This is a genomic window from Rossellomorea sp. DA94 (genome assembly GCF_029834455.1).
GTDB classification, from domain to species: Bacteria; Bacillota; Bacilli; order Bacillales; family Bacillaceae_B; genus Rossellomorea; species Rossellomorea vietnamensis.
Genome location: NZ_CP122397.1, coordinates 1680564 through 1700609, shown reverse-complemented (window position 1 = coordinate 1700609; position 20046 = coordinate 1680564). Strand labels below are relative to the sequence as shown.

The window sequence follows — 20046 nt, the reverse complement described above, 5'->3', positions numbered from 1 at the left end:
TCTTGATTTCATCATGCCGGCAAACAAAAAAACCTCTTCCAGATAAGAAGAGGTTTACATTCGGCACTCTTTCTTATCTGTCAGCTGTATAGCTGCAAGAATTAGCACCGTGCTTAAATAAGTCGGTTGCCGGGCTTCATCGGGCTGGTCCCTCCGCCTGCTCTTGATAAGAATTTCATTATATTAATTCAGTTGGATTATTACACCAATTTCAGCATATGTCAATCCCTTTTGTGAAATAATTCTAAACTTTCTATACGGGAAATCGCCTCTTTTATCCGTTCATTTGTCGTTAAAAGACCGACCCGTACATACCCTTCTCCATATTCTCCAAATCCTACACCAGGAGCAACGGCCACTTTGATTTTTTCAAGTAAATAGGTTGAGAACTCAACAGATGTGAACCCTTCCGGCACCTTAAGCCAGGCAAAGAAGGAACCTTGTGGGGCTTTTACATCCCACCCAATTCCCTGTAGACCCGAGATCAGGAGTTGTCTTCGTTCTTCATATGTGGCAACCAGTTCCGTTACGCAATCCTGGGAACTCAGTAAAGCCGTAGTGGCTGCTTCTTGAATTGCGCCGAACAGGCTTACGTAAAGGTGATCCTGGAGGAGATTGATCGCTTCAATGACACTCTTATTCCCAACGGCAAAACCGACTCTCCAGCCTGCCATATTATAGGTTTTCGATAATGTATATATCTCAATCCCGACATCCTTTGCACCATCCGTCTCAAGAAAGCTCAGAGGCTTCTGTCCATCGAAACCGATCGCCCCGTAAGCAAAGTCATGCACCACACAAATATCATGCTTTGAAGCAAGTTCCACCGTGTCCTCGAAAAAGGATTTTGTGGCGGTAGCACCCGTTGGATTATTGGGGTAATTGAGGAACATTAATTTCGCCCTTTCCCATTCTTCACGGGAATGTACACGATAGTCCGGAAGAAACCCATTCTCCTCTTTCAACGGCATCTTGATCATACTGGCTTCTGCCAATGCGACCCCCGATACATAATCCGGATAACCAGGATCCGGGACAAATACTCCATCCCCGGGGTTCAATAAACATTGAGGGATCTCCACCAAACCTGCTTTTCCTCCGAAGAGAACCGCTACTTCGGTTTCGGGATCTATCTCCACACCGTATTCCCGCAAATAGAAAGCTGCAATCGCCTCCTTAAAGCTCGATAAACCACGAAATGGAGGATATTTATGGTTAGAAGGAGATTGAGCCGCTTCTGTTAGTTTTTCCACAATATGTGGAGGGGTCGGCTGATCTGGATTTCCCTGTCCCAAATTAATGACATCATGCCCCTCATTCACAACAGCATTCACAGTTCCTGCAAGGGAAGCGAAAAATTGTTCCGGTAATGATTCCAAGCGTTTTGCTTTTTCAAAGTGTTTCATACATTCACCAACTCATTTTTTTGAAAATTAATTACTTTCAAATTCTAATCACAAATGATATAACGGAACATAAAGAATGTAAAGGAATAAATGACAAAAAGTACATAACGAGGTGAAGGTAATGATTCAAAAGGTGGGTCTCGCCCAGATGGATATTGTGTTTGGGAATCCTGAAGAAAACAAGATGAGAGTGGAACAGTGGGTCAAAAAAGCAAAGGAAGAGGGATGCGGTGTCGTCGTTCTTCCTGAACTCTGGACGACAGGTTATGATCTGACACGGATAGATGAGATCGCAGATGAGGGAGCCGAAGATTCTTCCTCCTTCCTGACTTCCCTGTCAAAAAAATATTCCATTCACATCATAGGAGGCTCTGTTGCCAATAAATCAACAGATGGAGTTAGAAATACACTATTGGTGGCTGATGCATATGGCGTGTTGGTGAAACGGTATTCAAAGCTTCACTTATTCAAACTAATGAATGAACATCATTACCTACTTCCCGGAGAGGAAGACGGGGCGTTCTCTCTTGATGATACGATGATGGCAGGACTCATATGTTACGACATCCGTTTCCCTGAATGGTTCAGGAAACATGTCATGATGGGAGCGAAGATTGTCTTTGTGGTGGCTGAATGGCCGTCTGCCAGAATGGATCACTGGCAGACCCTCTTAAGGGCACGTGCGATTGAAAATCAATGCTTTGTGATTGCATGCAACCGTGTGGGGAGTGACCCTGACAATGAATTTGGCGGCTCCTCTCTTATCATCGATCCATGGGGGGAAATCCTTGCAAAAGGAACCCAAAGTGAACAGTTGGTCGCTGCTGAAATCAATTTACAGGAAGTAGAAAAGGTCCGTAAACAAATTCCGATCTTTCAAGACCGGAGACCAGATTTTTATTAGAAAATATTAAAAAACCGTTGACATGGAAAATACTTCAATGGTACCATTCAATTCAAATGAACATTCAGAATTTTAATTAAATAGGACATACGCAACTCTTATCAAGAGCTGGCTGAGGGATTTGGCCCTATGAAGCCCAGCAACCGACCATAATACCGTTGTAAAACGGGGCGCTGTATGCGCCGGATGATCAATCCAGTAAGGCACGGTGCTAATTCCAACAGAAAGATCATCTTTCTGGGAGATAAGAGGCGAAGAAGATGACTCTTCAAGCCTCTTTCGAACATGGAAAGAGGCTTTTCTTATGCCGCGGAAAAGCCTCCCTAACACCCTTTCTTAAAGGGTTCACTAAAAGGAGGAACGAAAATGGCAATCACTAAGCTCAATACGTATCAACCACTGACGGAACAGTCGGCCATTGCTATGGCCGTGAATGTAGGAATATTTGAAGACGGTTCACTTTTAACTTGTGAAGAAATCGGGGATGGGAACCTTAATCTCGTTTTTCATGTCGTTGAAAGGAATTCAGGTAAAGGAATCATCATCAAGCAAGCCCTCCCCTATGCAAAGGTTGTAGGTGAAAGCTGGCCACTTACGATCGAAAGGGCAAGGATTGAAGCGAGTGCCTTACACCTTCAGCGATCATTTGTAGGCGATCTCGTACCGGAAGTGTATCATTCTGATCCATCCCTTGCCGTCACAGTGATGGAGGATTTAAGCAACCTCACCATCGCACGTACCGGCCTGCTCAATGGGAATAAGTACCCAAAGCTATCAGACGACATTGGTACATTTCTTGCAAATACACTGTACTTCACCTCTGATTATGCCCTTCATCCATTTAAGAAAAAAGAATATGTGAAAGAATTTTCTAATCCTGAGCTATGCAAAATCACGGAGGACCTAGTATTCACGGATCCTTTTTTCAACAGTGAAACGAATGAGTTTGAGGAGGAATTATCCGGGGATGTCCAGAAATTATGGGATGATTTCACTGTAAAACTCGAGGTCGCAAAACTTAAAAAAAGCTTCCTTACCGAAGGGGAAGCCCTGCTTCATGGAGATCTCCATACAGGCAGCATCTTTGTGGATGACGAACACACCAAAGTCATTGACCCGGAATTTGCTTTTTATGGGCCGATCGGTTTCGATATCGGTCAGTTTATTGCCAATCTTATTTTCCAAGTGATCGCGAATCCAGGTGAAAAGGAATTCATCCTCCACCATATCGAAAATACTTGGAACGTCTTCTCTGCTACTTTCTCCAGACATTGGAAGGAAAGTGGTGACGCCTATACGAAGGTGAATGGGTACCTTGAGTATGTATTGGAAAAGAGTTTTCAGGACAGCATCGGTTTTGCAGGATGCGAGTGTATAAGAAGGACAATCGGTCTTGCACATGTGGAAGACCTCGAGAGCATCGAAGATAAAGAACAAAGATTAAAGGCAAAACGAGCATGCCTCAACCTCGGAAAGAAATTGATTGTAAATCGGAAACACATTCTTTCCATTGAAGAGCTTCTGACTTTAGTACGGTCACATTCTGAATAATTAAAGGAGATACTCATGACACATACACCGACCATTCCAACTTCACTCGAGTGGCATGAAGATCATTTACTGATTCTTAATCAACAAAAGCTGCCGAACACTGTGGAATATTTGACGCTAACGGACATTACAGACTATTATGAAGCCATCGTTTCGCTTAAAGTGCGAGGCGCCCCGGCGATCGGGATCACAGCCGCCTATGGATTGGCACATGCTGCTTCTCATTATGAAACAGACAATCTGACAGAATTCAATCACCTTTTCAGGAAGGATAAAGAATACCTCGCTGATTCAAGGCCGACGGCAGTCAATCTGTTCTGGGCATTGAATCGGTTGGAACAAGTTCTTGCCCATGCACAATCCGTGAATGAAGCCAAGACCAATCTGCTTCATTCTGCCATTCAGATCCATACGGAGGATGAGGAAATATGCAGGATGATCGGTGAACACGCATTGGATGCATTGGATGACAAGAGGAAGATCATGACCATCTGTAATGCGGGATCCATTGCCACGGGTAAATATGGAACGGCACTTGCCCCCTTTCACCTAGGCAGGGAAAGGGGAATAGGGTTCCAAGTATTCGCCTGTGAGACACGCCCTGTCCTTCAGGGCGCCCGACTCACTGCCTGGGAGCTTCAGCAATCAGGAGTCGACGTGACCCTCATTACTGACAGCATGGCCGCTCATACAATAAAGGAGAAAGGTGTGGAAGCTGTGATCGTCGGAGCCGACCGGATTTCTGCGAACGGGGATACCGCGAACAAAATCGGTACGTCCATGCTTGCAATCCTATGCCATCATTACAATATACCATTCTACGTGGCTGCTCCTTCTTCTACATTCGATCTCACCTCGAGAACAGGTGACGATATCCCGATTGAAGAAAGAGGGCCAGACGAAATCACGATGATGGGTGGCTCTATGATCGCACCCGAAAACATTCATGTTTATAATCCCGCTTTTGATGTGACTTCCCATGAATTGATTACCGGCATCATCACCGAAAAAGGTGTGCTGTATCCACGTTTTCAAGAAAGCATTCAACGGATTATAAATCAGGCATAAATAGATTGAAAGAGAAGGAATTCACCCTTCTCTTTCATTTTTCATTCTGCTAGTTTTGTAGATGCCCACATTTCCTTCGGATTCACCTCATAAATGCCGTTTTCCCGATACATGAACTGATGGATGATGAACTCTCTCCTCAAGGTGGCGAAATCTTCATGGAATTGTAGAATGTACTCATTCAGCTCTTTTTCCTTATACTTTTCCCCCACCTTCAGACCTTCCACGAGGTGTTCAAGAATGAATAGTTTTTTCTTTTGTTGGGCGGGAATACTTTTGATCCGTCCATTTTTCTCCAGAAAATTGTTCTTTCACCTTCTGTTTTTCCTTCACTAACTTCTCTGACATTGTCCTGTCCCCTTTCTCTTCTTGAGCAAACCTGTGCAGAACGTCCCCGTGATGACTTAATACTTTTTTATTCAAATGGTAGTAAACCGTGTTCTTCTCTTTCCGTGAATAAACAAGGTTGCACTCTTTCAGTTTCGTCAAATGATGGGAGATCGTTGGCGCAGTAAGTCCAAGCTTTCCTGCTATGGCCCCCACGTGCAAACTCTCTTCTGCCAATAAATAAACGATCTTGATGCGGGTCGCGTCCCCCATCGTTTTATGAAACGCGATCTGTTTGCTTAATTGCACCGTTCCACCTCCTACCTATTTAGATTATCATCTAATTAGATGATAATCTAAATAGAACAAATCATCAACTGTTATTTTCAGAATTTTCCCCTGCATGACCGTTTCGTGTCGCCAAAACCAAAAACAGGCATTCTCCACATGGAAAATGCCTGTTCCTGTTATTGTTCTAATGAGAGTAACGTTTCTTTTTTGTCTATCTGCTTTCCTGCATAACCGGTGAGTGTCTTATTTTTCCCAATGACACGGTGGCAAGGGATGATGACGGGAAAACGGTTGGCTTTATTCGCCTGCCCCACAGCCCGGACTGCTTTCGGTCTTTGAATGGCTTGTGCTACATCCTGATACGACCAGGTTTCGCCATAGGGTATTTCCTTGAGGATATTCCATACTTCTTTTTGGAACTCGGTCCCTTCGATTTTCAAAGGAAGATCAAATGCTCTTCTATCACCCTTAAAAAACTCCAGTATCTGTTCCTTTGCTCTAATCAAAATGGGATGATCCGTTTCGATGGACGCTTCTTCCTCCACGAACTGCACAGAAAGCAATTGAGTCGAATCGGCCGTAAGCTTTAGATTCCCGATGGGGCTGTCGATTACAATCGTATGAATGGTCATATTACAGGACTCCTTTATGATTTAGGCAGATAGATATGGAAAACGGTTCCTTCTCCAACGATGCTTTCAACCTGGACGCTGCCTTTATGTTCTTTAATAATCTTAAAGCTTACCATAAGCCCAAGTCCAGTCCCTCTTTCTTTTGTTGTATAAAAAGGTTCGCCGAGCTTCTTGATTTTATCCTTTGAGATTCCGCCTCCCTGGTCTTTAATTTCGATATGAATCAACCCGTCCTCGGTCTCCCCGATGCTGATGGAAATCACCCCTCCATCCGACATGACTTCAATTGCATTCTTAATGACATTGATGAATACCTGTTTTAACTGATTGGGTTCAGCTACTATGGTCGGGAGGTCTTCCTGATACCTTTCCTCATACTGAACATTATGCATGACAGCCTGTGCACTCAGCAATTCCACCGTATCCTTCATGATCCTGATTAAATTCGTTTCCTGGTATTGGATCGCCTGAGGTTTGGCCAACACGAGAAACTCCGTGATGATTGACTCAATACGCTGGAATTCAGAAGTGATCACATTAAAGTACATCTCATGATCCTTTCCGACGCTGTTCTCAAGCAGTTGGATGAATCCTTTAAGCGCCGTCATCGGGTTTCTGATTTCATGCGCGATCCCTGCCGCAAGCTCCCCTACCACACTTAATGTGTCAGACTTCCTCAGTTGTTCCTGCATCTCGATTTGATCTGTGATGTCCCGGATGATGGTTAAATTCAGATTAGAGAGCAAATTGTATTTCGACGATAATTCAACGTATTGAACCCTGTCCTTGGAGGATGTCAGCGTTTTTAAAAATGTTGCCTGACCTTCATCCTTCAATTGATGCAGATAATCCTCATAGGCTTCCTCACCCGGCTCAATATTCAATATCTCACGTACATCTTTACCAATGAGCTGATCTTTATCCAACTTAATGATGTTACTCACTTCAGGATTCGAATCAACGACGACATAATTGTGATTGGTCAAAAGCAGTCCGTCCAATGATCCTTCGAATATCTTCCGGAACCTTTCCTCACTCTCACGCAGTTCCTTCTCCATTTGATATCGTTCACTGACATTACGGAATATGGTCATATTATAACCATCCACGGAATGAAGCTTGGACGTGAATTCCAAATGTTTGAGCTGATTGTTCGGCATGAGGAACAACACCTCATCCCTTACAGCCCCGCTTCTATATAATTGTTCCATGACCAAATCAAACTTCTGGCTTTCCAAGGGATAAACGAAATCCCTGATTTTTTTTGAGAGGAGCTCGGAAAGTGTGCATTCAAATATCTTCAGTGCTGAAGAGTTCGCTTTAAGGACCCTTCCGTCCTGATCCCATAAGACAATGGCATCTATCGCTTCTTCAAACAACCCTTTGAACAATTCCTCATTACGCTTCAGCTGGATCTCCATCTGCCTTTTTTCCGTTACATCTCTGAGAATGGCCATGTGGAGTTTATGATGGACGTATGGACTTGTCGTAAATTCCACGATTGAAATACTTTGTGATTTCTTGATTGGAATTTCACCACGGGCTTTTTTATTTTGAGAAATCAATTCTTTGATTTTTTCAACCTTATAATGGGCATTCTCGGGAATGAAGGAACTGATATTCCTCTTGGTGATCTCATCCTTATCGAGTCCCACTTGCAAACTGAATGCATGATTCACATCATTGATATTTCCATCAATATCGAATAGCACGATCCCCTCTGAAGCATTCTGGAAAATGTTCGATAGTAAGTGTACATTTAAATGATCTTTGCGCTCCTTCTCCTTCAGTTCCGTTACATCCTTAAAATATAAATATGCATTAGGTGAAATGGTCGATTTTTTCAGCAAAAGTTCGACGTGGATGATTTTCTTCTCATTTACATTCATCAGGGTTTCGTCTTCCAAGGTTTTTCCCGTTTCCATTACTTCCTTATAATGGGCAACTATGGGCGCGGGCACTGAAGAGAAAAACGTGCTGAAGAGCTTCCCTACAACATTCTCATCATTTGACTCCAGGGTTTCATATGCTTCGGGGTTGGCATAAACGATTTTCAACTCTTTATTGATCACAAGCATCGGCATGGGTGAAGCTGAGCAAATTTCCCTATCGACGGGATGACATAAATCCCTATTTTGCTCTTCCTTCACATTACTACTATTAGTCATTTCCTCATCCCCCTACTAAATTAAAAGACGACCATTGGCTTAAATCTTACAGAATCCGCATAGCTCCCCGTACTTCTGGTGATAATTAACAATGAAAATCATGTTTTGCTCATTGTATCCTAGGGTAAGAATGAATTAGGATTAAACTTTTCTAAAAGATGGTGAAGATATGAAACAGCGCGACTATTACTTCGACAATGCCAAATTCATTTTGATCTTTTTAGTGGTATTTGGACATGTCATCCGATCCTATATCGAAAGCGATCCCTTTATCCTTTCACTGTATAAAACGATTTACACCTTCCACATGCCGGCCTTCATCCTTGTGGCAGGATTCTTCGCGAAAGGATTCTATAAAAAGGGATATATCCAGAAACTTGCTAAAAAGTTGATACTTCCTTACATTGTGTTTCAACTGATCTATACGGTGTACTATCATTTTCTGTATCAAAAATCAACATTCGAGGTGGATCCACTTAATCCTCACTGGTCATTGTGGTTCCTTATCAGCCTTTTCTGCTGGAACGCACTCCTTTATGCTTTCATCAAATGGTTTAAATTCAAACCTGGAATGGGCTTGACAGTGGCTTTTTCACTTGGACTGCTTGTAGGGTTCGCCGATGTTATTTCAAATTATCTAAGTCTGTCCCGAACATTTGTGTTCTTTCCTATATTCCTGATGGGGTACTACATGGAGAAGGAGCACTTCGAATATTTTAAAACGAGTAAAGTCCGTTTAGTGGCAGGTTCATTATTTGTAATCGTATTTTTAGGGATGTATTTTGTACCTGAATTCTCAGATAAATGGCTCCTTGGTTCCAAACCTTACGGAGATTTTGAATGGAACAACGTCATCAGCATGGGTGTCAGGGCGGCTGTCTACTTATTAAACGTCGTGATGATCTTCAGCTTTTTCACATTTGTTCCTACAAAAAGACAGTTTTTCACCAAGTGGGGGAAAAACACTCTCTATGTGTACTTACTCCACGGTTTTCTCATTCGGTTGTTCCGTGAAAGCCATCTTAAGGACACGATTGACCCTAACACCAGTCTTTTACTGTTACTCGGGGTATCCTTCGTACTGACGATGATATTTTCAACTAAATTCTTTACGAGCATCACACAACCTATCATCGAGTTTAGATCAACCAGGCTGCAGAAACTGTTTTCCAAAAGGGAAATGAAAACAAGATAAAATCTCACTAGAAAGGGCTGACCCCATTGTATTCACGGGTCAGTCCCTTTTTCATGATTAACTATTCGCTTTTGGTCGAGAATCAACTGGTTCATTATTCAACACAATTTTCAAAAAACGTATATTACCTTATATTATTCGCACCTTTTCCTAAAATTCCTTCTAATAGTTACAATAAATTTAAATTCATTTAAGACAAACATTGAGCTTTATCGCAAGCTTAGATAAAATGATAGTCAGGTTGGTTTATTACGTTGTACGAACAACTTGAAACAGATCCTCATTTGGTTACTGAAAGTCATATGACTGAGAGTCAAACGGACTTAGAATAAAGGAGAATATGAATGAAGAAAGTCGTCTTAAGTACGTTAAATGCAAAATACATTCACACGAATTTAGCTATTCGCTGTCTAAAGGCCTATGCCGAACCCCAACACGAAATTGAGCTCTCCGAGTACACGATAAAGGATCCCACCCTTAATATCGTTACCGACTTATTCTCTAAAAAGCCGGACATCATCGGATTCAGCTGCTACATCTGGAATATCGAAGAAACGATCAAAGTCATTCAGATCCTTCGAAAAATCATGCCTGATGTAACAATCATCCTCGGAGGTCCCGAAGTGACATATGACGTCCCATATTGGCTTGAGTGCCTTGAAGACATCGATTTCATTGTAATAGGCGAAGGAGAGGAATCCTTCAAGCAATTATTGGATCAGCTTGATGGTGATAAAGATTGGTCGAAGGTACATGGAGTGGCTTATTTAGATGGCGGAAAGCCTGTCATCAAGCCTCAACAAAATAAAATTGATTTAAGGGAAGTCCCTTCCCCATTCCGTTTTCAGGAAGATCTGCAAGAGCTCGGCAAAAGGGTGACTTATATCGAGACAAGCAGAGGATGCCCTTTCCGCTGTCAATTCTGTCTTTCTTCTATAGAAGTGGGTGTACGCTACTTTGACCGTGAAAAGGTAAAAGAAGATATCCGCTTCCTGATGAAACATGGGGCGAAGACCATTAAGTTTGTGGATCGGACCTTTAATATCAGCCGAAGCTATGCAATGGAAATGTTCCAATTCCTTATTGACGAGCACTTGCCGGGTACCGTCTTTCAATTTGAAATCACGGCAGACATCATGCGTCCCGAAGTGATTGAGTTCCTCAATGAACATGCACCACGGGGCCTATTCCGATTTGAGATCGGCATCCAATCAACCAACGATGAAACAAATGATCTGGTCATGAGAAAACAAAACTATAAAAAGCTCACTAGAACCGTCACTATGGTGAAAGAGGGTAAAAAAATCGATCAGCATCTGGATTTGATCGCTGGTCTTCCTGAAGAGGATTACCAATCATTCCGTAAAACGTTCAATGATGTGTTTGAAATGAGACCTGAAGAGCTACAATTAGGATTTCTTAAGATGCTGCGCGGGACCGGCCTTAGAATTCGTGCAAATGATCATCAGTATACGTATATGGATCACTCCCCTTATGAAATCTTGGGGAATAATGTATTGTCATTCGACGATATCGTTCGGATCAAGCAGGTGGAAGACGTATTGGAGAAATATTGGAACGATCACCGCATGGATCGAACGATTGAGTATCTGGTCACTGAATGCTTTGACACTCCATTTGATTTCTTCCAGCAGTTTGGTTCCTATTGGGAAAATCGCGGATGGTCCAGGATCGGCCATCAGTTGGAAGATCTGTTCAAACGACTACATGAGTTTTTATCCAATGAAACAAGATTTCACATTTCAGTCATTGAAGGTCTCATGAAGCTCGACTATTTAGACAATCAAAAATACAAACCAAGAAAACCATGGTGGACCCATGAGCTGACGAAGGAAGAGCGATCTGCCATTTATCAAAGCCTTTTAGCACAGCCAACCATTGCAGGCGATGCATTTGCCAGTCTTAAATTAAATGAAAAAGAGTTGTATAAACATACACTCCTCGAAACGATCCGTTCAAAAGAAGGTCAGGATCAGTACGTTCTTGCCTACTTTGAGCCCTCATCCGGTCAATCTACCGTATTCGAGTTTGACCGTCAACTTGTACAATGATAAAGAAGAAAAAATGTTAAGCGAATCGCTTAACATTTTTTCTTCTTTTCTTCTGTCTTTGATTGTTTTCGGGTTACTTCCATTATTTTGGCTGCATTGACATCTCCAAATTCCTGACCGAATTCTTCACGGAAAGACTGTTTTTTGTCTTTCATCAGCCTCTCCCTTTTTTACCTTTTGCTGAATTTCTATTCTTCCCTTTTGCCGGATCCTCACCTTGTGAGAATTCAGCAGAAAATTCAGTTTCCTGCTTATTTTTAAGTGGTGTTTGATTATTTTTTTCAGCAGCATCATACTGTGCTTTACGTTTCATTTATAACTCATCTCCTTTGACCTTATTTTTCCCACCTCACCCTTTTCCATTCTTCTAAAAATAGGTATTCACTCAACTGAATAATTCAACATTTACTCCGGAAACTAAGGGAAAATGGCGAATGAGGATAGGACATGATACTTATTTTTTTATTGGCATACGCTTTTTTAGGGTGGAAGTTTGGCAATTGGAAGGATTTTTACAGCTATTATCCCACTTTATTATTTTTCATTATCGGGGATTTACTTTCACAATTTCTGTTATTTGATTACTCCATGTGGGAGTTCCGTACTGTCACACCCTTTGGGGACTCTCTTCATTTGAATCACACCATGATTTCATTGAGCAAAATGGCGATTCAATATACAATCACCATTGCCATTTTTATCGGGAGACTACCGGCGGGCTTATGGGGACGGGTTGGTTGGGTCTTATTATGGACAGGCATCTATGGTTTGACAGAAGGCCTTTCCCACCTCATTGGCATGATGACATATCATAACGGATGGCATTTCGGCTGGGATCTTCTTTTTAATCTGATGATGTTCACAGTACTGATCGTCCATCATAAAAACCCGCTGCTAGGCTGGATCATCTCCATCCCCATCATCCTAATCCTTATGATCCACTTTCACGTACCCTACTCTGCCTTAAAATGAAGGTACCTTTCATTGGACAAAAAAAGAGGCTGGATATACTAAATCCATTCCTCTAAAGACGAGCAATTATAAAATTAGTTAGGATTGCTTGCTACACCGCTATTGATTTCCGTGCAAGACTTCGCTTTCCTCGGGCGGAAGGCGAGCCTCCTCGTCGCTGACGCTCCTCCGGGGTCTCACCTATTCCGCTTATCCCGCAGGAGTCTTCGTCTTGCACTCCAATCAATAGCTAGATCCTGCTATATACATTGAATATGCTTTTACCTATTTCAATGAGAGTAGGGTATGCAATGTGGAGGGAAATCTCAACATTACAATGTTAAAGTGAAAGAATTACGCTTCGAAAGTTGATTGGAGCGGAAGGTGCTCGACTCCTGCGGGAAACGCTGGACAGGTGAGAACCCACAGGGCTTTAGCCCGAGGAGGCTCACCGCCAGCCCCGCGGAAAGCGAGCACCTGGAGCGGAAATCAACCACTACTCGCTACATTAGCTTCTTTCCAAGGGGCTCATTAGCCAATAATGACCCGTTCTTTTGGATAGTGATATTTAGCTGTCTTTTCTTTTCCTCCTATCATGAAGAGGAAGGAAAGGATCCCCACCCGGCCAATGAACATCAGCACGATGATGACGCATTTTCCGATTGAGGAAAGCTCAGAAGTGATTCCCATGGATAATCCCGTGGTTCCGAATGCGGAAGCAACTTCAAAGACAATCTCCATAATGGAATGATCCTCTGTGAAAGTGAGAATGATGACAGATAGGAAGCAGATAAAGATGGCCATCATCGTCACGACCAGGGATTTAATGACATCCTGATGGTGAATTTCCCTTTTGAATATCTTAATGGTTTGATTTCCCTTTGCGAAATGGAACAAAAATAAAATATTCAGGGCGAATGTCGTGGTCCTGATCCCTCCACCAACCGAGCTTGGTGAAGCCCCGATGAACATAAGGGCACTCATGACCAATAAGGTGGGGGTAGAAAACTCTGCCACATTCATGGTGGCAAGTCCGCCGTTCCTTGTTGTAGCAGACTGGAAAAACGAATAGAAAAATGACTCATGCCACTCCATGCCAGCAAAAAAGCGGTTATATTCAAAGAGAAAGATGACCATTGTCCCGAATATCATTAATCCAAAGAACGTAACCGTCGTAATCTTTGAATATAAAGAAAAGTGGTGTTTGTTTCTCTTCTTGCTCATGAGATAATCTTTCGTCTCGATGAGAACGGGAAATCCAATGGCTCCGAGTGTCAATAAAATGATGGTGATGAACTGGACAAAGTAGTCATTCGCATAAGGAATGAGTGACTGACCCGTGATATCGAAGCCTGCATTCGTCGTGGCACTGACAGAGGCAAATAGTCCATGAATAAAAGCCTGCTGCCACGTGGGATAATAGCCTAAGAAATAGACACCTAAAATAAATGCCCCCACGATTTCAATGAAGATGATAAGTAATAAGATTTGTTTTAATAAACTTACAAGTCCGGCCAGGCTTGTCTGATTTTGATCTGTCATGATGAGGCGGCGTTCTTTCAAGCCGATTTTCTTTCCTACGATCAACCAGAAAAACGTACCGAGGGTCATGATCCCAATCCCACCGAATTGAAGAACAAACATTAAGATGAAAATTCCCGTTGTATTGAATGTGTCGACCGTACTTACAACGGTAAGCCCCGTAACGCTTACAGCACTTACGGCAGTAAAGATCGCATTCAAAAAGCTCCACTCTGCCCCGGATTTATGCGCAATGGGAAGACTGAGCAGAATGGTCGCAATCGTCACCGCCAAAAGATAATACGTTACGATCACTTGTGCAGGAGTTAATTTATTTAAATTCAATCTAAGCTTATACCACATGTATGTATTTCCCTTTCAACGTTATTTCCTTTTCTATCTTAAAGAATAAAACCGAAGAATGAAAGGAAAAATGATTAATTTCTTTAATGTTTATTCTTCCTTTAATGTAAGCCCCCTAAACCGAAAAGTATTTGATTCAAAGCATCTTTAAGCAAACAATACAATTTCGGTGAAATATTACCATTCATGTTCATGATGATATGACAAATAATATAGGTACTGAAACATACATTGTTTCAAGTATACCAGTAAGGAGGAAAACGACTATGGCTAGAAGTTCAAATAAACTGCTTGTTCCTGGTGTTGAACAGTACCTTGATCAAGTGAAATACGAAATCGCCCAGGAGTTTGGCGTGACGCTTGGATCTGATACAGTTGCCCGCTCTAATGGATCAGTTGGGGGAGAAATCACGAAGCGTCTTGTGAAACAAGCTCAATCTCAATTAACTGGACAACAAACTAAATAAATTGGAATACGGGTAGCTGGCATGTACCAGCTACCCTTTATCGTTTTCAATAACAAAGACCCATTCAGATGAATGAGCCTTTTCCTATCCTGTTAATCTTTTTTATTTTCTTTTCTGTTTTCATGATTCTGTTTCTTTTCTTCGTTTCGATTATTTTGATGATCATTACGCTTATTATTGTTTTCATGGTATCCTTGGTCATTTTGTGTAGAATGATCATGCCCTCTGTAAGGTTTGTCATTCCCTCGGTTCCCATTGTTACCATTTGAGGATTTCTCCATTTGTGACTTCTCGGATTTTCCCCTCTCCCCGCTCTTTTCAGGGTGAGGATTTTGACGTTGATCATGATTTTTTTGAGGTTTTTGAGCTTTATCCCCAGGTTGATTCTTCTCTTTTACTGGCGGATTCACCTTTTGATTCTCAGCTTTGATTTTTTCATCAATGATCGCTTTCTTTTGCTTCTCTTTTTCTTGTTTGATCATTTTTTCTTGAACTTCGTTATCTTCTTTTTTTGAATCATTTTTTACAGGCTCCGTTGTTCGAGTGGAGTCCTTCTGTTCTGTTTCACGAATCAGTGAGCCTGCAGTCATCCCTTTTTCAGATGCCTTTTCCCTGAATTCCCGGGATGTTTCTTTCATGATGATGTTCGTAGAATGATCAGAACCGTAGTCCTCCACAAACTCATTTAATTCATCCATTAATTCGGTTTCACGTTTAGGATCGGAATCATCAATGAAGGAAGAAGTAATGAAAACATTTTGAATTCCCTTTAAATACCCGAGTCTCTCACTTAAAAGGAAGATTTTCTCCGTCACTTCCCCCACATCTTCATTTTTCCAGTCTCTCAGTTCCTTTAAGAGAACCTCGGCATCACCATTATATGGCTTGATATTCAACACCTGTTGATCTTTATTTAATGTTAATTCCATACTGGGATTGATATCGACCGAGACATAGGCATACACCCGGTTGTTCTGCAGAACAGAACTTGAGAATAAGGCAATGATGACGACAAGAACTGTCAGCAAAGACGTCGACACTCTCCAATTCCACTTAGAAATCGTGTTTGGTTTATCAGCTCTTGAGCTCAGAGGAAAGAAAGGAATTTCTTCCCCTATCGCATACTGTTGATCGGGCTGCTTTCTTCCTGTAAGAAATTCTCCTTCTGGTGTCATCATCACCAGGATATCCTGTTTGATTTCCATAATGATCCCTTTTTTCATATCTCTAACCGCCCTTTTAAATAATCCCGTAAATAAACATAATCCCCTATAAGTATGAGAGAAATGGCTATAATATATTTTCTATTTCTCTCGATTGTTTTTCTGGTGACGTTCACCTGTTTTTCTAATTTTTTTATCGGTAATCGTCTTTTTTCTGTAAGATAATCTAAAAGTTCTGGTGAACTGACTACCTTTTTGGCGATTTCTATGGCATTCAATCTTGCATCTTCATGTTTGGGAGACTGTTCAACCAGATCGTGAAAGGACAACTTGTATTGAGCCAGTTGTTCCTGAAAGTAAAGAATCTCTTCCCGTCGTTTTCTGGCTTCCTCCTGTTTTCCGAATTCCTCTACGGACACAATCTGATCGATTGTTAAACCAGAAGAATCTTCTCCATTCTCAAATAAGCTAAAATCGAAGCTTATATCCTGGATCTTCCCATTCTTTCTGATATAATCGATTACTTTCCGCTTAATGATCACTTCAGAGAAACTGATGATGGAAGAGCCTCGTTGATGATTATACTTTAAAATGGCGTCATGAAAGGCAATCAGACCGATGCTGAATTCATCGTCACTTTCATAAATGAACCGTTTGCATACCGATGATACCGTTTTTTTTATAAATGGCTTATAGTCTTCGAGCACCATGTTCAATAATTGCTCATCACCATTTTGTATCTGGATCGCCATCTCTTCAAGCGATTGCTTTTTCTTTTGTTTAGCGAGTAGAAATAGTAGAACATTTAGCATCAGCCTCACCCCATCCTGCACACTATTATACTCATATGGTGTTGAATGTAAAAGGATATTAGGGAGAAAGGGTTGCTTTTACAACCCTTTCCTGACCGATGTGTCAATCACTTTAAGACTCTACATCGAAATCATGATTCTTTATGATGACCCTTAACACCTTCTTCTCGTTTGCCGTTCTCACTGTGCTGCTGATTTACTTTGACTGGTGCTGAATGTTGTTTTTTTACTTCTTTATTTTCGTGGCGGGCTTCTTTTACCTTATGTTTTTCTTGGTTACGTACTTCTTTTGCTTCTTGCTTCTCATGTTTACGTTCTTCTTTCGCTTCTTGCTTTAACTCTTTATGTTGATTTTTCCATTCTTTTTTTGCTTCTTTTTTCTCTACATGAGGAGTAACGTTTACTGGTGCAGCCTTTTCTTCTTTTACTTCTACTTCAGTGGTAGTTTCGCTAGTCTCATTAACTGACTCTTCCGCATCAACCTCTACTGCTTCAGAGTTTTCCACCGTTGTTTCTTCTGTATTTACCTCTTCTTCTGCTTCAACTTTTTCTTCTGCTTCAGCCTTTTTAGCTGCTTTTTCTTCGATTTTTGCAAGCTTTTCAGCTAATTTCAAATAGCTTTTTTCAATATTTTTCTGAAGAGCCGCTTTTGCTTTAGGGTTTTGTACTTTTTCTAAATTCGCTTTTAGAGACAGGATGTTTTGAGCCATCATTTCTTCCATTTCACTCATGTCATCCGATTTCTCTTCTGTTTTTTCTTCTGTATCAGTATCATCGGTTTTTTCTTCTTCTTTTACAGAATCTTCATCAGCAGCGTCGTCTTCTTCTACCACGGCTTCATCAGAATCAGCGTCTTCTTTATCTTCTACTGTTGAATCCTCTTCACTTTCATCATCCGACCACTGATCTTCAGATTGTTCAATCATCTCGATAGCGTTATTTAACGCATCGATGGCTTCTTCTTGTTTACCATCTTTAAAGAGCGCTTCCACTTCCGCCAATCTTTCTGATGCATATTCAGCTAACAACTTAGCTTCTTTTGCGTCATCCATAGTAAAGGCAAGATGGATTTTCTCAATAGCTACCTTTGCAAAATAGAAAAAGTCACCAGGAAGCAGGGAAGGAGTCTCTGCAGATTTCTCCAGATTTTCGATTTCATTTTTTGCAGAATTTAGCATGGCATCATCGTTCGCCACAACCGTTTCATTTGATGTCTCTTGTTCTAATTTGATGGAATCAAAGTTTTCGTCATTAGAATTGGCAAACGCTAATGAACTTGGAAAGCTGATAGAACTTGCTACAAGTACCGCTAAGGATGATTTCATGATTTTTGATTGTTTCTTCATATGTAACACCTCTGAAAAGTTTTTTGTTTTGGCCGATCGATCGCCTTATTAAAGGAGTTACGTTTGAAGATTTTTTTTTGAGGGGGTTTTATCCAAATTAAAGTTGAGAAGGTTCTGAAGGAAGAACTTACTTATTCCATAAATCAGCCAACCAACCCCGTGATGAAAGGGTTATCGCCTTAAATAAGATGGTATAATAAAAAAAGCTAACAGAGACATTCTCTGTTAGCTTTAAACCTATTTATTCAGCTTTAGCTTTTGTTTCAATTTCTGTTTCTGCTTGTTTTGCTTTTTTCCTGGATAGTACATATCCTCCGACAGAAAGCAGGATCAATACGCTCCAGAATACAAGCTTCCATGCTTTAGATTCCGGAAAGTGGTGATCCAGGATGGCCACATCAGGATGGGCAAGTGTAAACACTGCAAGCTTCACTCCTACCCACCCCACAATTAAAAAGGCCGCTGATTCTAAAGTAGGATATTTCTCCAGCAATTTAACAAACCAAGTCGCAGCAAAACGCATAATGACTAATCCGATGATCCCACCGAGGAACATGACAATAAACTGTCCTCCGTCAATTCCTCCTACATCGAACCACCCAGTCGGTTGCAGGGTTACGGCCAAAGCGACGGCAGCAAGCATGGAATCAACCGCGAATGCGATATCCGCTAGTTCCACCTTGAGTACCGTAGTCCAGAATCCAGAGCCTCTCGCCGGTTTTTCTTCTACTGCCCCGGTGTCTTTCCTTTTCTTCACAAAATGGTGAATGGCCACGTAGAATAAATAAATCGCCCCAATCGCCTGAACCTGCCACACATTGACTAAGAATGAAATGAGAAATAATGCAGCGAACCTAAAGACAAAGGCTCCTAATAGACCGTAAAAAAGTGCCTTCTTCCTTTGTTCCACAGGTAAATGTTTGACCATTACAGCCATTACCACCGCATTATCAGCAGCTAAAATCCCTTCAAGACCTACCAATATCAGCAGGACCCATCCATATTCCAATAACATCGAAGCATCCATACCTCTAGTCCCTCCCTATTTACATAGTTAGTTTTCCAATAGGCAAGGAATTTTATAAAAATAAAAAGACCCTTGCCTAAATAAGGCAAAGGTCTTGCTTAGCATACGGATATGCCAACAAAGCCGATGGCATACACCATGAATTGACGACTTTGTTTAGGTATGAAACCTATAGCTACTCCCCTTTGACAGGTAGAAAACGTTCATTTGTATAGATGTATTTTAACTCAAAAACACTTATCCGTAAAGAGAAAAAATTATTTAACCCGTATCAGGACGGCTCGCATCAACAACCCCAGCAACACTCCCGGAATCACAAACAACATCGGCAGAAAAATGGGTCCGATGAATTTTCCGAATAAATATACCTTCGGGGAATACATCAAACCAACCGTTACCGTATAGGCAGACATGACAAACGGTAAAAAGCTGTACTGCTCCTTTTGACCATCGGCTATTTTATACGCATCCCACATGGCAAACATATACAAACACGGATAAAACATGAGCCACTGATAATCAAGTATCTCCGCTGCTTTATGCGTTTCGCCTAAAAAACTGTACATGATCCCCAGATTGAAGTTACTTTGAATATTGATCATGATCTCAAGAAGGACAAACAACGTTCCCTTAAACCATAAACCGACTAACAACTGAGGAAAACCTGGCAGCGCAATACTCCAGAGGATGCCTTCTAATTTGGTAATGGATGCTTTCATATGCCCCCCGTAAACCAGGAGGAGTGGTAAAGTTCGATGTTTTTAATGGGCTTATGGTAAGGA

At 41.5% G+C, this 20046-nt stretch carries 18 protein-coding genes, 1 pseudogene and 3 riboswitches; of the genes and pseudogenes, 7 read left to right on the top strand and 12 right to left on the bottom strand.

The genetic code is table 11. From position 1 onward, the window contains the following. Positions 1–70: 70 nt before the first annotated feature. A riboswitch (SAM riboswitch) is annotated at positions 71–173 on the bottom strand. A gap of 48 nt (positions 174–221) precedes the next feature. Further along, positions 222–1406 carry a pyridoxal phosphate-dependent aminotransferase gene (locus tag P8596_RS08890; protein WP_224520391.1) on the bottom strand — a complete coding sequence of 395 codons (1185 nt, stop codon included), beginning with the start codon at positions 1404–1406 and terminating at the stop codon, positions 222–224. 121 nt (positions 1407–1527) lie between these two features. Between P8596_RS08890 and P8596_RS08885 the strand changes: the two genes are divergently transcribed. From P8596_RS08885 to mtnA, 3 genes are all read left to right on the top strand, one after another. After that, positions 1528–2310, top strand: coding sequence for a carbon-nitrogen family hydrolase (locus tag P8596_RS08885; RefSeq protein WP_279726630.1), 783 nt, complete (start codon positions 1528–1530; stop codon positions 2308–2310). Between the two features lie 95 nt (positions 2311–2405). Continuing rightward, a riboswitch (SAM riboswitch) is annotated at positions 2406–2561 on the top strand. Between the two features lie 115 nt (positions 2562–2676). Then, a complete protein-coding gene (gene mtnK, locus P8596_RS08880) occupies positions 2677–3861 on the top strand; it encodes an S-methyl-5-thioribose kinase (RefSeq protein WP_279726629.1) in 1185 nt (394 codons plus the stop codon). A 15-nt stretch (positions 3862–3876) separates the two neighbouring features. After that, positions 3877–4929 carry an S-methyl-5-thioribose-1-phosphate isomerase gene (gene mtnA, locus P8596_RS08875; protein WP_254653631.1) on the top strand — a complete coding sequence of 351 codons (1053 nt, stop codon included), beginning with the start codon at positions 3877–3879 and terminating at the stop codon, positions 4927–4929. A gap of 41 nt (positions 4930–4970) precedes the next feature. On the opposite strand, the pseudogene P8596_RS08870 reads toward mtnA, so the two are convergent. The 3 genes and pseudogenes from P8596_RS08870 to P8596_RS08860 all read right to left on the bottom strand — a co-directional run bounded on the left by P8596_RS08870 (position 4971) and on the right by P8596_RS08860 (position 8347). Continuing rightward, positions 4971–5565: pseudogene (locus P8596_RS08870) on the bottom strand (DUF2087 domain-containing protein). Positions 5566–5723: 158 nt separating this feature from the next. Continuing rightward, positions 5724–6179 carry a methylated-DNA--[protein]-cysteine S-methyltransferase gene (locus tag P8596_RS08865; RefSeq protein ID WP_224520396.1) on the bottom strand — a complete coding sequence of 152 codons (456 nt, stop codon included), beginning with the start codon at positions 6177–6179 and terminating at the stop codon, positions 5724–5726. A 14-nt stretch (positions 6180–6193) separates the two neighbouring features. After that, entirely contained in the window at positions 6194–8347 is a 2154-nt protein-coding gene (locus P8596_RS08860) for a PAS domain S-box protein (RefSeq protein WP_224520397.1), read from the bottom strand. A 169-nt stretch (positions 8348–8516) separates the two neighbouring features. On the opposite strand from P8596_RS08860, the gene P8596_RS08855 reads away from it, so the two are divergent. Further along, positions 8517–9542 carry an acyltransferase family protein gene (locus P8596_RS08855; RefSeq protein WP_279726628.1) on the top strand — a complete coding sequence of 342 codons (1026 nt, stop codon included), beginning with the start codon at positions 8517–8519 and terminating at the stop codon, positions 9540–9542. A gap of 344 nt (positions 9543–9886) precedes the next feature. After that, positions 9887–11614, top strand: a complete 1728-nt coding sequence (locus P8596_RS08850; protein ID WP_279726626.1) for a B12-binding domain-containing radical SAM protein — start codon at positions 9887–9889, stop codon at positions 11612–11614. Positions 11615–11643: 29 nt separating this feature from the next. Here the strand turns inward: P8596_RS08850 and P8596_RS08845 are convergent, their stop codons facing one another. Then, complete coding sequence (locus tag P8596_RS08845; RefSeq protein ID WP_256504075.1) at positions 11644–11769, bottom strand: hypothetical protein; 126 nt, start codon at positions 11767–11769, stop codon at positions 11644–11646. Beyond that, complete coding sequence (locus P8596_RS08840; RefSeq protein WP_034763624.1) at positions 11769–11927, bottom strand: protein YkzP; 159 nt, start codon at positions 11925–11927, stop codon at positions 11769–11771. The genes P8596_RS08845 and P8596_RS08840 overlap by 1 nt, the downstream gene beginning before the upstream one ends. Before the next feature lie 134 nt (positions 11928–12061). Between P8596_RS08840 and P8596_RS08835 the strand changes: the two genes are divergently transcribed. After that, a complete protein-coding gene (locus tag P8596_RS08835; protein WP_224520400.1) occupies positions 12062–12586 on the top strand; it encodes a hypothetical protein in 525 nt (174 codons plus the stop codon). Between the two features lie 510 nt (positions 12587–13096). Here the strand turns inward: P8596_RS08835 and P8596_RS08830 are convergent. Beyond that, positions 13097–14449 carry a TrkH family potassium uptake protein gene (locus P8596_RS08830; protein ID WP_279726624.1) on the bottom strand — a complete coding sequence of 451 codons (1353 nt, stop codon included), beginning with the start codon at positions 14447–14449 and terminating at the stop codon, positions 13097–13099. 266 nt (positions 14450–14715) lie between these two features. On the opposite strand from P8596_RS08830, the gene P8596_RS08825 reads away from it, so the two are divergent. After that, a complete protein-coding gene (locus P8596_RS08825; protein ID WP_034763616.1) occupies positions 14716–14916 on the top strand; it encodes an alpha/beta-type small acid-soluble spore protein in 201 nt (66 codons plus the stop codon). 92 nt (positions 14917–15008) lie between these two features. Here P8596_RS08825 and P8596_RS08820 read toward each other — a convergent pair whose 3' ends face one another. From P8596_RS08820 to P8596_RS08800, 5 genes are all read right to left on the bottom strand, one after another. After that, on the bottom strand, positions 15009–16139 hold the full coding sequence (locus P8596_RS08820; RefSeq protein WP_224520402.1) for an anti-sigma factor domain-containing protein: 1131 nt from the start codon (positions 16137–16139) through the stop codon (positions 15009–15011). Next, on the bottom strand, positions 16136–16891 hold the full coding sequence (gene sigI / locus P8596_RS08815) for an RNA polymerase sigma factor SigI (protein ID WP_224520403.1): 756 nt from the start codon (positions 16889–16891) through the stop codon (positions 16136–16138). The genes P8596_RS08820 and sigI overlap by 4 nt, the downstream gene beginning before the upstream one ends. 131 nt (positions 16892–17022) lie before the next feature. Next, positions 17023–18237, bottom strand: a complete 1215-nt coding sequence (locus P8596_RS08810) for a DUF5667 domain-containing protein (protein WP_279726623.1) — start codon at positions 18235–18237, stop codon at positions 17023–17025. Positions 18238–18478: 241 nt separating this feature from the next. Next, positions 18479–19264, bottom strand: a complete 786-nt coding sequence (locus P8596_RS08805; protein WP_279726622.1) for a TerC family protein — start codon at positions 19262–19264, stop codon at positions 18479–18481. A 100-nt stretch (positions 19265–19364) separates the two neighbouring features. Then, a riboswitch (yybP-ykoY riboswitch) is annotated at positions 19365–19460 on the bottom strand. Between the two features lie 61 nt (positions 19461–19521). Further along, complete coding sequence (locus P8596_RS08800; protein WP_279726621.1) at positions 19522–19983, bottom strand: hypothetical protein; 462 nt, start codon at positions 19981–19983, stop codon at positions 19522–19524. Positions 19984–20046 lie beyond the last annotated feature (63 nt).

Coding starts and splice junctions, on each gene's coding strand:
- sigI (WP_224520403.1), bottom strand. CDS start 16,891: ATGCTAAATGTTCTACTATTTCTACTCGCTAAACAAAAGAAAAAGCAA.
- P8596_RS08820 (WP_224520402.1), bottom strand. CDS start 16,139: ATGAAAAAAGGGATCATTATGGAAATCAAACAGGATATCCTGGTGATG.
- mtnA (WP_254653631.1), top strand. CDS start 3,877: ATGACACATACACCGACCATTCCAACTTCACTCGAGTGGCATGAAGAT.
- P8596_RS08800 (WP_279726621.1), bottom strand. CDS start 19,983: ATGAAAGCATCCATTACCAAATTAGAAGGCATCCTCTGGAGTATTGCG.
- P8596_RS08890 (WP_224520391.1), bottom strand. CDS start 1,406: ATGAAACACTTTGAAAAAGCAAAACGCTTGGAATCATTACCGGAACAA.
- P8596_RS08840 (WP_034763624.1), bottom strand. CDS start 11,927: ATGAAACGTAAAGCACAGTATGATGCTGCTGAAAAAAATAATCAAACA.
- P8596_RS08835 (WP_224520400.1), top strand. CDS start 12,062: ATGATACTTATTTTTTTATTGGCATACGCTTTTTTAGGGTGGAAGTTT.
- mtnK (WP_279726629.1), top strand. CDS start 2,677: ATGGCAATCACTAAGCTCAATACGTATCAACCACTGACGGAACAGTCG.
- P8596_RS08860 (WP_224520397.1), bottom strand. CDS start 8,347: ATGACTAATAGTAGTAATGTGAAGGAAGAGCAAAATAGGGATTTATGT.
- P8596_RS08825 (WP_034763616.1), top strand. CDS start 14,716: ATGGCTAGAAGTTCAAATAAACTGCTTGTTCCTGGTGTTGAACAGTAC.
- P8596_RS08885 (WP_279726630.1), top strand. CDS start 1,528: ATGATTCAAAAGGTGGGTCTCGCCCAGATGGATATTGTGTTTGGGAAT.
- P8596_RS08850 (WP_279726626.1), top strand. CDS start 9,887: ATGAAGAAAGTCGTCTTAAGTACGTTAAATGCAAAATACATTCACACG.
- P8596_RS08810 (WP_279726623.1), bottom strand. CDS start 18,237: ATGAAGAAACAATCAAAAATCATGAAATCATCCTTAGCGGTACTTGTA.
- P8596_RS08830 (WP_279726624.1), bottom strand. CDS start 14,449: ATGTGGTATAAGCTTAGATTGAATTTAAATAAATTAACTCCTGCACAA.
- P8596_RS08805 (WP_279726622.1), bottom strand. CDS start 19,264: ATGGATGCTTCGATGTTATTGGAATATGGATGGGTCCTGCTGATATTG.
- P8596_RS08865 (WP_224520396.1), bottom strand. CDS start 6,179: ATGACCATTCATACGATTGTAATCGACAGCCCCATCGGGAATCTAAAG.
- P8596_RS08855 (WP_279726628.1), top strand. CDS start 8,517: ATGAAACAGCGCGACTATTACTTCGACAATGCCAAATTCATTTTGATC.
- P8596_RS08845 (WP_256504075.1), bottom strand. CDS start 11,769: ATGAAAGACAAAAAACAGTCTTTCCGTGAAGAATTCGGTCAGGAATTT.